General features: G+C 61.9%; 11 protein-coding genes. 7 read left to right on the top strand and 4 right to left on the bottom strand.

The genetic code is table 11. The annotated features are described in order from the left end of the window. The first annotated feature begins 2 nt into the window (after positions 1–2). Both OES25_08755 and pruA read left to right on the top strand, forming a co-directional pair. Positions 3–272, top strand: coding sequence for a hypothetical protein (locus OES25_08755; protein MDH3627731.1), 270 nt, complete (start codon positions 3–5; stop codon positions 270–272). A gap of 71 nt (positions 273–343) precedes the next feature. After that, on the top strand, positions 344–1,969 hold the full coding sequence (pruA, locus tag OES25_08750) for an L-glutamate gamma-semialdehyde dehydrogenase (GenBank protein ID MDH3627730.1): 1,626 nt from the start codon (positions 344–346) through the stop codon (positions 1,967–1,969). Positions 1,970–1,978: 9 nt separating this feature from the next. Here the strand turns inward: pruA and OES25_08745 are convergent, their stop codons facing one another. After that, on the bottom strand, positions 1,979–2,398 hold the full coding sequence (locus OES25_08745) for a secondary thiamine-phosphate synthase enzyme YjbQ (protein ID MDH3627729.1): 420 nt from the start codon (positions 2,396–2,398) through the stop codon (positions 1,979–1,981). Between the two features lie 67 nt (positions 2,399–2,465). Between OES25_08745 and OES25_08740 the strand changes: the two genes are divergently transcribed. Beyond that, on the top strand, positions 2,466–3,269 hold the full coding sequence (locus OES25_08740; protein ID MDH3627728.1) for an HDOD domain-containing protein: 804 nt from the start codon (positions 2,466–2,468) through the stop codon (positions 3,267–3,269). Here OES25_08740 and OES25_08735 read toward each other — a convergent pair. Continuing rightward, on the bottom strand, positions 3,266–3,847 hold the full coding sequence (locus OES25_08735; protein MDH3627727.1) for a DNA-3-methyladenine glycosylase I: 582 nt from the start codon (positions 3,845–3,847) through the stop codon (positions 3,266–3,268). The genes OES25_08740 and OES25_08735 overlap by 4 nt on opposite strands. 75 nt (positions 3,848–3,922) lie before the next feature. Here OES25_08735 and OES25_08730 point away from each other — a divergent pair, with 75 nt between their 5' ends. Beyond that, positions 3,923–5,719 (top strand): long-chain fatty acid--CoA ligase, encoded by a 1,797-nt coding sequence (locus tag OES25_08730; protein MDH3627726.1) that lies wholly within the window; start codon positions 3,923–3,925, stop codon positions 5,717–5,719. Positions 5,720–5,817: 98 nt separating this feature from the next. Continuing rightward, positions 5,818–7,728: a TonB family protein gene (locus tag OES25_08725; GenBank protein ID MDH3627725.1), complete on the top strand. Its 1,911-nt coding sequence runs from the start codon at positions 5,818–5,820 to the stop codon at positions 7,726–7,728. Here the strand turns inward: OES25_08725 and OES25_08720 are convergent. After that, complete coding sequence (locus OES25_08720; protein ID MDH3627724.1) at positions 7,725–9,296, bottom strand: phospholipid carrier-dependent glycosyltransferase; 1,572 nt, start codon at positions 9,294–9,296, stop codon at positions 7,725–7,727. The genes OES25_08725 and OES25_08720 overlap by 4 nt on opposite strands. A gap of 39 nt (positions 9,297–9,335) precedes the next feature. Beyond that, entirely contained in the window at positions 9,336–10,697 is a 1,362-nt protein-coding gene (locus OES25_08715; protein ID MDH3627723.1) for a DUF4388 domain-containing protein, read from the bottom strand. Between the two features lie 107 nt (positions 10,698–10,804). On the opposite strand from OES25_08715, the gene OES25_08710 reads away from it, so the two are divergent. After that, positions 10,805–11,827 carry an NAD(P)-dependent alcohol dehydrogenase gene (locus tag OES25_08710; protein ID MDH3627722.1) on the top strand — a complete coding sequence of 341 codons (1,023 nt, stop codon included), beginning with the start codon at positions 10,805–10,807 and terminating at the stop codon, positions 11,825–11,827. After that, on the top strand, positions 11,824–14,244 hold the full coding sequence (locus OES25_08705) for a penicillin acylase family protein (protein ID MDH3627721.1): 2,421 nt from the start codon (positions 11,824–11,826) through the stop codon (positions 14,242–14,244). Before OES25_08710 ends, OES25_08705 begins: the two co-directional genes overlap by 4 nt. Positions 14,245–14,249 lie beyond the last annotated feature (5 nt).

The raw sequence follows: 14,249 nt of genomic DNA, 5'->3' as shown, positions 1-14,249 counted from the left end.
ACATGGCACGACGAGGCAGTAGTTTCGGCATGTTGATCCTGATTGTCACGGTCGCGATCGTCCTTCTCCTGGTCGCCAAGAACTGGGAATCGATCGCGCCGGTCGCCACCACCCTCGATGCGGCCGGCGATCGTCCGCGGGTCGACGATCACGGCCAGACGGGTGCCGGTGAAGCGTTACGCCAGGGGAACCTCCCCGGTCTCGGCGAGATGCGCCTGCAGACCGACGCCCATGCCGACGACGTCCAGGAAGCGCTCCAGCAGATCGACTGACCGATTCGCGTCTCGCTGCTAGAATCCTCGCGACACGGATCCCACATCCAATCCCGAGGAGAGCAGTCGCCATGTCCAACGGCAACTTCAAGGTTCCCGTCCCTGTCAACGAGCCGGTTCGCGAGTACCGTCCCGGCAGCCCCGAACGAGCCGCGCTGGAAGCGGAACTCAAGCGGATGACCGCCAAGTCGATCGATATCCCGGCCCGCATCGGCGGGCGGAAGGTGCGCACCGGTCGACTGGGGAAAGCCGTCATCCCTCACGATCACGGGCATCTGCTGGCGACCTGGCACAAGTGCCGCAAACCGGAAGTCGAACGTGCGATCCAGGCGGCGCTGGCCGCCCGAGAGAACTGGGCGAGGATGCCGTGGCGTCATCGCGCAGGGATCTTCCTCAAGGCCGCAGACCTCCTGGCAGGGCCCTATCGTCAGATCCTCAACGCGTCGACGATGCTGGGCCAATCGAAGACCTGTCATCAGGCAGAGATCGATGCGGCCTGTGAGCTGATCGACTTCTTCCGCTTCAACGTTCACTACATGCAGCAGATCTATGGCGAGCAGCCCGACTCGGCCCCCGGCCTCTGGAACTCTCTCGAGCATCGACCGCTCGAGGGTTTCGTCTTCGCCGTGACCCCCTTCAACTTTACGAGCATCGCCGGCAACCTACCGACGGCGCCTGCGTTGATGGGCAACACCGTCGTCTGGAAGCCCGCGTCGTCGTCGGTCTTCTCCGCTCACTTCATCATGAATCTGTTGGAAGAGGCGGGACTGCCGGCCGGCGTGATCAATCTGGTCCCCGGCTCCGGCGGAGACGTTGGCGACCCGTGTCTCAACAGCCCCGATCTTGCGGGGATCCACTTCACCGGCTCGACGGCGGTCTTCAAGGGGATGTGGTCGACGATCGGCAAGAACATCGATCGTTACAAGTACTACCCACGAATCGTCGGCGAAACCGGCGGCAAGGACTTCATCTTCGCCCACCGCTCGGCGGACCTCAAGGCGCTGGTAACGGCGTGTGTCCGGGGTGCGTTCGAATTCCAGGGGCAGAAGTGCTCCGCAGCGTCCCGGGTGTTTGTTCCGAAATCGCTCTATCCTCGATTCGAGAAGATGCTGCTTCGCGAGGTCGCCAAGATCAAGATGGGCGACCCGGCGGACTACCAGAACTTCATGGGTGCCGTGATCGACGGCCACGCATACGACAGCATCACCGGCTATATCCGTCACGCCAAGCGATCGCGGGATGCCAAGATCATTGCCGGTGGGAACTACAACAAGAGCAAGGGCTACTTCATCGAGCCGACGGTCGTCCTGACCCGCAAGGCCGACTTCAAGCTGCTACAGGAAGAGATCTTCGGCCCCGTGCTGACGGTCTACCCGTATCGCGATCAGGACCTCGACAAGACACTCAAGATCTGTGACGGCGGTTCACCTTACGCTCTGACGGGCGCGGTCTTTGCCCAGGATCGCGAGGCGATTGTCAAGATGGCCGACACGTTGACCCACGCGGCGGGTAACTTCTACATCAATGACAAGCCAACCGGGGCGGTGGTCGGGCAACAGCCTTTCGGGGGCGGACGCGCGTCGGGAACCAACGACAAGGCCGGAAGCTACCTGAACCTGGTTCGCTGGGTCAGTCCACGAACGATCAAGGAGACCTTCGACCCACCGAAGGAGTTCCCCTACCCCTACATGGACTAACGCGGCGGCTCACTGACCCAGAAGGTGGGCGGCGATTCTACGACGGTGGGGTGCCGTTCGGTGTTCGTACAGATAGATCCCCTGCCAGGTCCCCAGGGTCGGCCGACCGTCCCGGACCGGGATGGAGAGCCCCGTCGCCGTCAGCGCCGTCCGCACATGGGCCGGCATGTCGTCGGGCCCCTCACAGGTGTGTCGAAAGAGCGGGTCGCCCTCGGGCACCAGGCGGGCGAAGAACCGCTCCAGATCCCGTTGCACCTCCGGATCCGCGTTCTCCTGAATCAGGAGCGAGGCGGAGGTGTGCTGGAGATGGAGCGTGAGGAGTCCCGTCGGGATCCCCTGATCCCCCACCCAGCCGACGATCTCCTCGGTGATGTCGATTAGTCGCTTCCCGGGGGTTTCGATAATAAATTCTGTGGTTTGCTGTTGGATTTATAGCTCCAGATATGAAAATCAGATAATTATTGTAATTGGAAAGGGAATAACACTAAATTGCTTCATGCCATCGACGGGACAGATCCAGGATCCGCGCTCGTTTTTGGGTGATCGTTTCGACCTGCCGCCGCTACCGGCGGGAGATCTCCCCGCCGCCGCCCCTAATCTGGTCCCCCGATCCCTCAAGATCGTCAATTCAGCCTACTACGATCTCGCCCGCCCGATCGGAGAACTGCGACACGCCGCGGCCTACCTCGGTGCCGACGAGATGCAGCGGATCGGTCTGACGGTGGCCGTGATGGATCGCCTGACTCCCGACGACCCCGACGCGTTCCGCGACTTCTGGTATCACGCCTTCCACACCGCCCTGGCGGCACGACAGATCGCGCGACGGCACATGACCACCTGCGACCTGGAGGAGCTGCACATCGCCGCGTCGCTCCATGACATCGGCAAACTTGTCTACATGAAGTTCTTTCCCGATGCCTATCGACAACTGCAGGTTCATGCCGGGCAAAAGGGTCTGAGCCTCTGCGAAGCCGAGGCCTCCTTGACGATGCCGAGCCACGCGGACATGGGCACCGCCCTCTGTCGTCGGTGGAAACTACCGGGGTCGGTGTTGCGCGCATGCCTGAAACACGAACTGGAAGATCTCTCCGGCGGTCATCTGGACGATCAGCAGCAGTTGATCTGTCTGGCCAACTTGCTTTCCGGATTGTCAACCACGGAGATGACCGACGTCCGGAAGAACGAGATCCGTGAGGTCGCGCTGACCACGATGGGATGCAGTGAAGCCGAGTTCCTGCTGCTGATGGGGGAGTTGTACGAGATGCACCTGAAGGTTCAGCAGCTCACGGATGAACTCTAGCGACCTCCCAGTTCCGGATACCGAAAACAGTCCACCAGGTGATCGTTCACCATCCCTACCGACTGCATGTAGGCATAGAGGATGGTCGGACCGACGAAACGCATCCCCCGCGTCTTGAGATCCTTGCTGAGACTCTCTGCGAGTGGCGTCTTGGCCGGAACGTCTTTCGGTCGCCGACGACGGTGGATGATCGGTTGGCCGTCCACGAAGCCCCATAGGTACTTGCTGAAGGTGCCGAATTCGTCCCTTATTTTAAGAAACACACGCGCGTTGTCGATGGCCGACTCTAGCTTGGCCCGATTTCGGATGACGCCGGGGTCGGCCATCATCCGCTGGACGTCGGCCTTGCCGAACGCGGCCACCACCGCCGGATCGAACTGACGGAACTGCTCTCGGTAGCGATCCCGTTTGCGAAGGACCGTGATCCAACTGAGACCGGCCTGCGCCCCCTCGAGGATCAACATCTCGAATAGCTTTCGATCTCGGCGGATCGGTTTTCCCCACTCCTTGTCGTGGTAGGAAACGTAAAGAGGATCGTCCCCACACCACCAACAGCGCTTTCGTGTCTTGCGTGCCACCTGCATCTCTCCTGACTGTGAGGCTTTGTACCCTACCGGAACTGGTCTACCATCGGCGCCGGAGGACCGGCCCCCATGGAGCATCAAAACGTCTGTGAGTTACTTCGCGACCTCACGGACAGTTTCCCAACTCAGGCCGCTTTCCGCTACGCCAAAGATGAACAATGGGTTTCCGTTACGCGACGAGAATCCTACCGCGTCGCGCGAATCACGTCGCGAGCGCTGATCTCCCTCGGAGTCCAGGTCGGCGATCGGGTCGCCATCCTGGGCGAGACCTCCTACGAGTGGATGCTGGCCGACGTCGGGAACGTTCTCTGTGGCGGCGTGACCGTCGGGATCTACCCCTCCAACCTGCCCGAGGACTGTCGCTACATCCTGGAGCACAGCGATGCGGATCTGCTGTTTGTCGACGGGTCGGAGCAACTGGATAAGATCCGAGAGGTCCGCGGCCAGCTACCACGAATCCGCTGCATCGTCACCTTTGAAGGCGAGAGCATCCCTGAGGAACAGATCCTCTCGTTCGACGACTTCCTGGCTCTCGCCGAGGAAGTGACCGAGGAGACGCTGCAGGAACGATGGGGACAATTGACTCCCGACTCGTTGGCCACCATCGTCTACACGTCGGGAACCACCGGTGTGCCGAAGGGGGTGATGATCACCCACGACAATCTGTTGTTCACGACGTGGTCCGTCTCGCAACGTCTGAGTCTGGCGGGGAAGAACTACACGACGCTTCTGTTCCTACCGTTAGCCCATGTCTACGGTCGGTTGGTGGTCTGGTGGTGCCTACGGGACGGCACCGAGGTCGCCTTTTGCGACAACCTGGCCCGACTGCCGGAGGCGCTCCGAGAGGTGAGACCCCACTGGGTGCCCTGTGTCCCACGGGTCTACGAGAAGATCTACGACCGGATCACCGCGACTGCCGATGCCTGCGGGGGGATCCGCAAGACGCTCTTCTACTGGGCGATGGCGGTGGGGCATCAACGCAGTCGGCTGGAGCAAGCCGGTCAACCGATCCCGTTGGGACTGCGGCTGAAGAACGCCGTCGCCCACCGGATCGCGTTCAAGAAGATTCAGGATGTGTTCGGTGGACAGATGGTCTTCGGTGTCTCCGGTGCCGCGCCGTTGAATCAAACCCTGGCCGAGTTCTTTCACGCGGCCGGGGTGCTGATCCTGGAGGGGATCGGCATGACCGAGAACTCTTCGTTCAGCAATGTAAACACGAAGGTCGACAACCGATTCGGAACGGTGGGTCTGGCCGGACCCGGTATCGAAATCTCCATCGCCTCGGACGGGGAGGTGTTGTTCCGTGGCCGCAACGTGATGAAGGGCTACTTCAAGAACGACGAGGCGACGGCCGAGTCGATCGACGCCGACGGTTGGCTGCATTCCGGAGATATCGGCGAGATAGACGATGGCTACCTGACAATCACCGACCGAAAGAAGGACCTGATCGTCACCGCCGGTGGCAAGAACATCGCCCCGCAACGCATCGAGCGCATCCTCCGGACGTCGCCGTTTGTCAGTCACGCGGTCGCCTATGGCGATCGTCGGAAGTTCATCGTCGCCCTGATCACCCTGGAGCACTCGGCGGTCGAGAGCTGGGCCAAGGATCACGGGCATGACGGTGAGACCGTCGAGACCCTTTCCAACCACCCGGACCTGCGGCGTCGGGTCGAGGAGGAGATCCAGCGTCTCAACGAGCAGTTGGCCTCGTTCGAGACCGTCAAGCGAATCCACCTGATCGCCGACGATTTGTCCATCGAGAACGGCGAATTGACGCCTACGATGAAGGTCAAGCGTAAGGTGGTTTTCGAGCGATACGGGGATGCTCTCGCCGCGCTCTACGACAACGGCCCCGCCCCCGACTGACAGTTACGACATTGTAATCGCCGTCGCTTGAAAGCCCGTTCCCGGGGAACCTATCTTCTTTATGAGGTGATTCCAAACGGAAGACAGGGGACGGCATCGTGGACTACAAGATTCTGATCGTTGACGGCGATTCAAAGGCTGTCGACAGCATTCGTAAACCTCTGGTCGAGGCGGGTTACGAGGTTGTCAGCTGCGATACCGCGGCCGCTGCGCCAGCGATGTTGACGGAACACAAACCGCATCTGGTGATGATCGAAGCCGCCATCTGCGACGGTTCCGGAATACGCCTCTGTCGTGACCTGAACGCGACGGAAGAGGGCCTCACGACGCCGATGGTGTTGTTTGGAGGACTCGAGATCGCCGAACAGGCAGCCTCCCTCCCGGTCGGCGAATGTGGTTGGGACCAGTTGATCGACAAGAACGTCGATTCCGAACAGCTCGTCATCATCTGTCGCGAACTACTCGGAGACACCCGACCTCAGACGACGGAAGAACGAAACGCGGCGATCGATGCCGCCGCCGACGCCCTCGATGAGGCCGCGCCGGCCCCGGACGAGACTTCGTCGATCGCCGATCAGACCGATGCGGCACTCAATGGTGGCAAGACACTCCTACCGAGCGAAGAAGTCTCCTCGGCCATGGGTGCGTTAGAGTCGATCATCGACGACGGCACCGTGGACGAGGCCGAAGTGCCGGAGATTGTCGATGCCAAGAGCGGCGGTGATTTTTCCCACGTCTTGCAGGAGATGCAGCAGGAACCCGCCGGTGACCCGAAGTCGATTGACCTACCGCCGCTGCCTGCCGAAGAGCCTCAGTCCGATCTGGCCTCGGCCGAGGCTGAGCTGTCCGACGACGTCGGGCAGGATATCGACAGCCACCTGGAATCGCTGTTCAACGATGGGCTGCCCCCGGCCGAGGCACCGATCGAGCCGAGTCTGCCGCTCCCCGTCAGCGACGATGCGGAAGCCGAGACGATCTCTGCCGTCGAAGCCCAGCCGGTCATCGAGACGGAAGACGCGACCGTCACCGAACCGGCGGGCGCAACCGTCGTCGACCCCGTCGAGGAGACGGAGGCTAAACCGGCGCCGTGGTCCCCGGCTGCACAGGTCTCGTTCCCCGATCTCCCGGCTCGCAAACCCTCCCGTTCCTGGATGGTCGCCGCCGGTATCGGCTTCGTCGTCGTGTTCGGTGGCATCACGCTACTGATGATTGGCGGTGGCGGCGACGACAGCGGATCCGGCGGCAACACCGAAGTCGCCCAGGCGGGTACACTGGGCGAGATCAACATGATGCAAGCGCCGGAACCGATGAAGCCTCCGGCATTCCTGGAAGAGACCGAAACGCCGGAGCCAACCGAGACCGCCGCGGTCGAGGAGCCGAAACCGGCGCCCACGAAGAAACCGGTGAAGGTCGCCGAGAAACCGGTTCGAACCGTCGCGGCGGTGCAGCCGAAACCGGAACCCAGGAAACCCGAACCCAAGAAACCTGAGCCGAAGAAGCCGGAACCCAAACCGACGGTGGTCGAATCGAAGCCGGTGATTGCCGAGCCGATCAGAACCGAGCCGGTCAGAACCGAGCCCGTCGAGATCATCGCCACACCCGTTGTCGAAGCTCCCGCGGTGGTCGAAATCGAACCGGTGATCGAAGCCGAGCCGGAGGTTGCCAGCGTCCCGGAGCCCGAACCGTTCGTGGAGCCGGAACCCGAAATCGTTGAATCGCCCCCGGTGGTCGCAGAGCCGGTCCTCACGGAACCGATCCTGGTGAAGCGAGTCGATCCGGAGATCCCACCGCGATCCCTGAAACGGGGTCAGCGTGCCGTGATCGTGTTGAAGGTGCTGGTGGACGAGAACGGCCGTATCGGTCGCGTGCTGGTCGAAGAGGGGCAGAGCGGATCTCCGCTGGAAGCGGCAGCGATCAGTGCGGTCCTGCGATGGCGGTACGAGCCGGCAACCGAGGACGGGGTGTCCATCCGTTCATGGGCCCTGGCACGGTTCGTCTTCGAGCGTTAGTCGAAACGAAAGACGTAGCACGAGTAACCGATCCGTGCGATCGGCTCGTAGCGCTCCAACCAGTCGGTCTTGAACGCCGGGTTCTTTTGCTCGTGCAATCGGCCACGGATCAACTCGTGGGTATCGAACGCGTACAGACCGGGAGGCGGGTCCCCGAGCCATTCGGCGTCGGAGACCGGCACGCTACGGATTCCGTAGTGACCCGGTGCGACGTTCCGACCGTAGCGGAACTTGATGCGGTCCACCCCGTTGTCATCCATCCACCACTTGATTCGTTTTACGTCCTGCCCCCACGAGATGTTCGAGTCGTCCAGCCAACGATGCCCGCCCTCGGCACCGCCGGCGATCTCATTGAAGAACGCCAGTTGATCGGGTTGAACCCGTAACGTCCCGCCGGCGTACCACAACACCAGGAGCACTAACGCCACGCGCGATGGCCGTCCGCCGTTCCATCCCTTTGCCAGTCGCCCAACCGCGATGAAGAGTAGGGGGTAAATCGGCAAGAGATAACGAACTCCGATGTTGTCGGCCTTCCACGAAGTCACCAACAGGAACAGCAACACCGGGACCCACAAGAACGCCTCGTCTCTCAGCGAGATCCTTTTGAAGCGTCGATAGAGTGCCCCGGTTGCCAGCAGACCGAGCAACAGCGGCAGCGGTGTCTTGACGAGGAATGCGACCAGGAAGTAATTCCAGAAGCCGCCGGTGCTGAACTCTCCCATCAGGAAGTAGGAAAAGTTCGGGTCTCGATCGGCGTTGACCCGCGTCACCCCGTCAAGATAGGGCTCGAAGCTGAACGGAAAGAAATAACAGGCCTGAATGACCAGAGCCGCCAGAGCCAACGCCAGAGCCGCACCCAGCAATAGCTTCCCCGTGCGCTGCACCTTCTGCACCGCACAGAGACCCAGGAGAATCGCCAACACCGGCAACAAGATCAGACCCGAGAACTTCGTCGCCAGCGCCAGACCCAACGCAAGCCCGCCCAGGCTGGCGTGAAGAGTCGTGCCGTCTCGCTGCCAACGCCAGAAGTGGTAGAGCGCCATCGTCACGAAGACCGCCAGAGGTGCGTCGAACGTGACGAATCGCGAGTGGGCCAGAAGCGTCGGCGAAAAGACGCTCAACAGTAGGGATAACCAGCCTGCGGCGGGGCAGAACAGCTGGCGCGCCCAGACGAAGACGTAGCCCGACAACAGCAGCGACAACAAGACGACCGGTAGACGCCCCCAGAACAGCAGTCGGTCGGTGTCGTTGGTGTAGAGGAACCGAGCGCCAAACGCCCACTCGTCCTGTCGCGGTCCACGCCAGGCCGGGTCGTTGAGATTCAGCTGGGGCTCCAGAGCCAGGAGCGGCGTCGCCGCCAGCAGTTTCACGAACGGAGGGTGCTGCGAGTTAAGACGGAAGTCACCGGTCTTCAGATACGTGTAACCCGACGGAAGGTGGGTGTGCTCATCGTAGGTCGCGGTCAGGTCCAGGATTCCCGGAATGAGGATCGCAAACTGGATCGCCAACAGGAGACCGACGCCGAGACAGCGGAACCACGTCGTGTCAGTTTTGCTGTGTGACTGCAAGATGCCTCCGGCATCGTGCAGCATACGTCAACGTTGGTATCAGACCCAGAGGACGGCCGCAGGACGAATCCCTTCGTTAGCCCCGTCCGCATCCCTCAACTCGATCATGCCCTTGACGAGTAGTTGATACAGCGCGCGAAACAGATCCAGTTCGCGCAGGGGTGCTGTCCACAGGATCGACTTGATATTATTCTTGCCGTCCAGCATGCCCATCAGGAACCGCTCGCTAGGCTGAATCGCTTCGCTGGCCTGCTCCGGTGAGATGATCGCCACCGGCACCCGCGTAAGCTCCAGCGTTCCTTGTCGTGCGTCTTTCAGGAAGCTCGATTCCGCCTGCAAGACCAGATGACGGAGGTAGCTATCGCCTGGATGTCGTCGGTAGCAATCGCTGATTATGTCCAGTGCGCCGTAGTACTCCCCACGCTCGACCAGTTGCTCGTAGAGTCGAATCCTGGAACCAAGCTCCGAAACATGAGGTGCCTCGCTTGGCGGCTCGACGGGCGTCTCGACGGACGTCACGCCGGATAACAACTCTTCGGGTGTCGAAAACTGAATGTCGATGTCAATGGGTTCTTGATCATCGACAACGTCGGCAACTTCCGGGTTCACGATGGGCTCTTCGGCGACCGGGTCCACTGCGGGACAATCGACGGCCGGTTCCGGCGAATCCAACAACGTGTTGCCCCGAGTGCCCTCGTACTCCTCGCGGATCGAGACGACATTGCGCTGGAACAGCGTAAAAAGAAAACGGAGGACCAGGTATTCGGTCGCGTGGGCATGAAGCAGGATCTCGGCGATGCTGCGCTCTCCGTCGATGGTATCGAGGATCCGCGAAGCCATCCCGCTGGTCCGGATTTTTGCAGGCGTCTGCTGATCGGTCTGTTGCAGCACGATGGCGGAATGGGTGAAGACACCTCGAATCCGCTCCAACTCCTGGCGACGAAGGGTGCCCTTCTCGATGACCTCCTCAACCTCGAGATCGATGGCGATGGCGTGTCCCTCGATGTCGACGAATTCGTTGAATCGGAAGACGGCTTCGGTCCAATCGAACAGACCGTAGAGGCTCTCCTCGACCTTGGCGCGACACTCGTCGTCGAGCTCCTCGGTGGTCATCAGACCAAGTTCCGGCAGGATGATGCCGAGAGTCTGGCCGGACTCCTCCTGCATGGCCAGGCACTCCTTCAACTGCGCCGGCGTGATCTTGCCCCGAGAGATGAGAAACTGTCCCAGTAGTAGGGTGGGATCCTGCGTCGAGCAGGAGGCGATTCGCCCTTGCTCGAAGAGGATCTGTTTGCGAATCTTGTTTCGCTCTAGTTCCAGAACGCCTTGCTTCCGATTCCCATGCGCCCAGCGCAGGAGATCGGTGAGAGACATGGTCGAGATATTTCCATTGATCGCCATCCGATGCTCCTTGAACCCTAGTCCAAACGTAGATTTCTTATGAGAAGGGTCAAGTCGATACTACTTACAATAGTTATTCGTACTCGTGACGGGTTTCGGGGGTTCCCATGAGAGCAGTAGAGATCGGTGACGGGTTCGGCCTCGACAAGCTGCGGACCGTCCGGCGGTCGGCGGCGGCCGTAGGCCCGGGAGAGGTTCGGGTCGCCCTGCGACGGGCCTCCCTCAACTACCGAGACCTGTTGATGGTCCGCGGCCAGTACAACCCTCGCCAGCCACTTCCGTTGATTCCCTGCTCCGACGGTGTCGGTGAGATCGTCGAGATCGGCCGCGACGTCCAGCTTCACAAAAACGGCGACCGGGTGATGACGCTCTTCGCTCAGGGCTGGATCGACGGCGATCCCACACCGGAGCGGGTCGGACGAACCCTTGGCGGACCGTTGGACGGGACGCTCTGTCAGTCCATCGTGTTGCCGGAGCACGGGGTCGTGAAGACGCCGGACTACCTCACCGACGATGAGGCGGCGACACTGCCCTGTGCGGCGCTGACGGCCTGGAGTGCATTGACCGGATCCGATCCCTCCGTCAACGGCCGCACGATCGTTGTCGAGGGCACCGGAGGCGTCTCGCTCTTCGCGTTGCAGTTGGGCGTTCATCTGGGTGCCCGCGTGTGGGTCACCTCCAGCTCCGATGCAAAACTCGAGCGAGCCAGAGAGTTTGGGGCCAGCTACACCGTCAACTATCGAGAGCAGCCGGACTGGTCGAAGTTCGTGAAGGAGACCACCGACGGTCGCGGCGTCGATCAGGTCATCGAGGTCGGAGGTGCGGAGACCCTTCCGCAGGCGCTGCGGAGTGTGCGGATGGGTGGCACGATCAGCCTGATCGGAAACCTGACCGGGCTTGTGACGGAGCTGAACCTGGCACCGATCCTGATGCGTCAGGTCCGGGTGCAGGGGATCTTCGTCGGGCATCGAGCACAGTTTGTCGCGATGAACCGCACCCTGGAGGAGGCCCAGCTACGACCGGTCGTCGATCGAACGTTCTCGTTGAACGACTGCGTTGCCGCTTTCGAGCACATGGCGGCCGGACGGCACTTCGGCAAGATCACCGTCGATCTCTCGGACAAGCCATGAACTGGCGGCGGTTCCTGCGTATCGCCGGGGTTCTGGTGTTGGTCGTGCTTCTGGTGGTCGCGGGCTTGTTCCTCTGGCTGCGTGGTCGCGTCCACGGCAGTCTTCCCCAACTGGATGGTTCGTTGGAGGCGGTCGGAATCTCGCAGCCGGTTCAGGTCGACCGAGATGCTGCGGGGGTCCCGACGATCCGAGCGGTTGATCGAGTTGACGCGATGGGCGCTCTGGGATTCGTGCACGGTCAGGATCGGTTCTTTCAGATGGACCTCCAGCGCCGACAGGCGGCGGGGGAGTTGGCAGAACTGATCGGCGCCGCCGCCGTCGATGCCGATCGCCAATCACGCTTTCATCGTTTTCGCAGCCGGGCCCGGGAACGGGTTGCGGAACTCCCCGAGGTACATCGGCAGGTATTACTGGCGTACACCGACGGGGTGAACAGCGGACTGCAGCGACTGGGTCCACCGCCGCCCGAGTATCTTCTGTTGCGTCAGACCCCACGACCCTGGCAACCGGAGGACTCGTTCCTGACGCTGTACGCGATGTACTTCCAGCTACAGGGGAGTCGTGGAAGCATCGAACGACAGCGTGACCTGCTGCGAACGGAACTCCCGTTACCGTTGGCGGAGTTTCTTCTTCCGGTCGGCACCGCATGGGATGCGGCTCTCGACGACAGCGCCGTGGTCATCGCCGAGATTCCGCCGGCGTCGGTCTTCGACCTGCGGCAGCCGGGCTACGTTCGACATGATCGAAGCCCCGGCACGAAGGCAACCGATGAGTTTGAGCTGCCCGCCGCGCTTGGCAGCAACGCCTTCGCGGTATCAGACCAGGTCGGAGCCGACGGCCACGCGTGGCTGGCCGGCGACATGCATCTTGGCCACTCGATGCCCAACATCTGGTACCGGACCGTCCTGGAGTACGACGATCCCGAACCCCGTCGTGTGGCAGGCGTGACCCTTCCCGGTGTGCCGGCCATCGTCGCGGGTTCCAATGGCGACGTCGCGTGGGCCTTCACCAATAGCCAGGGCGACTGGCTGGACATCGTGAAGATCGAGTTCGCCACCGATGATCGTGATCGGTATCGGGCCGGGGACAAGTTCGAAGATGTCGAGTCCTTCGACGAGGTCATCACGGTTCACGATGGTGAGCCGGTCACGTTGACGGTGCGAGAGACCCGTTGGGGCCCGATCCTTCGTCAGGATGAAGGCGGCGTCGGCGAGGCGATCCACTGGATGGCCCACCAACCGCAAGGCGCCAATCTGCAACTGATCGAAATGGCTTCGGCTCGTGACCTGGACCAGGCACTGGCTGTCGCGAACCGTTGCGGGATCCCGGCCCAGAACCTCAACGTCGTCGATCGGTCCGGTCGCGCGGGTTGGGCGATCGCCGGACCGATTCCACGGAGGGTCGGTGGGTTGGACGGTGTCACCCCACGGTTCTGGTCGCCGGACGGGCCCCGCTGGGACGGGATCCTCGGTGAGGACGAAGCACCAAGCTGGGTCGATCCGCCCGGTGGCAGGATCTGGACCGCCAACAATCGGGTGATCGGTGGAGAGTCGCTGCAGAAGATCGGCGACGAGTTTCTGGTTGTCGGTGCCCGTGCCGCACAGATCCGTGACGGGCTTCGAGCGCGAGCGGTGGTCGGGGCAAAGGACCTCCTTGCGATCCAACTGGACGATCGCGCCCTGTTCCTGGATCGTTGGCGAACGCTGCTGCTGGACCTCCTGAATGACGCCGCCGTCACGGGCCACCCACAACGAGAAGAGTTCCGCCGCTGGGTGAAGGATGACTGGAGCGGTCACGCGTCCATCGACTCCGTCGGCTTCCGACTCGTACGGGCCTATCGTCTGTTCCTGGCCGATCGGGTCTTCGACCCCATCGTCGCCGCCTGTCTTGCCGTCGATCCGGACTTCTCACTGACCGGCATCAGCCAGTGGGAGGGTCCCCTGTGGGCCCTCGTCACCGAGCGTCCGGTCCATCTCCTGGATCCGACCTACGAGAGCTGGAACGATGCGCTACTTGCCGGCGTCGACGCCGCCATCGAGGGGCTCCTGACCGACGAGAACGAAACACTCGCCGACAAGAGCTGGGGGCAGCGAAACCGGGTTCGCTTCCGGCACCCGATCTCTCGCGCCGTTCCTCAACTTGCAGACTGGCTGGATATGCCAATCGAGTCACTCCCCGGCGGAGGCCACATGCCCCGGGTCCAGTCGATCGGCTTCGGCGCATCCCAACGGTTCGTGGTCTCGCCGGGACGCGAAGAAGAGGGCTACTTCCACATGCCTGGCGGCCAGAGCGGTCATCCGTCCTCGCCGTTCTATCGTGAAGGACATCGTGACTGGGCAGAGGGGAGACCATCGGCGTTTCTTCCCGGTGACACACAACATTCGCTGGAACTCATCCCGACAAACGTGATCCCGTAACAGGA

This window comes from Acidobacteriota bacterium, assembly GCA_029861955.1.
Taxonomy (GTDB): domain Bacteria; phylum Acidobacteriota; class Polarisedimenticolia; order Polarisedimenticolales; family Polarisedimenticolaceae; genus JAOTYK01.
Note: the sequence above shows the minus strand (reverse complement) of the source record. Positions and strands in the feature narration are given on the sequence as shown.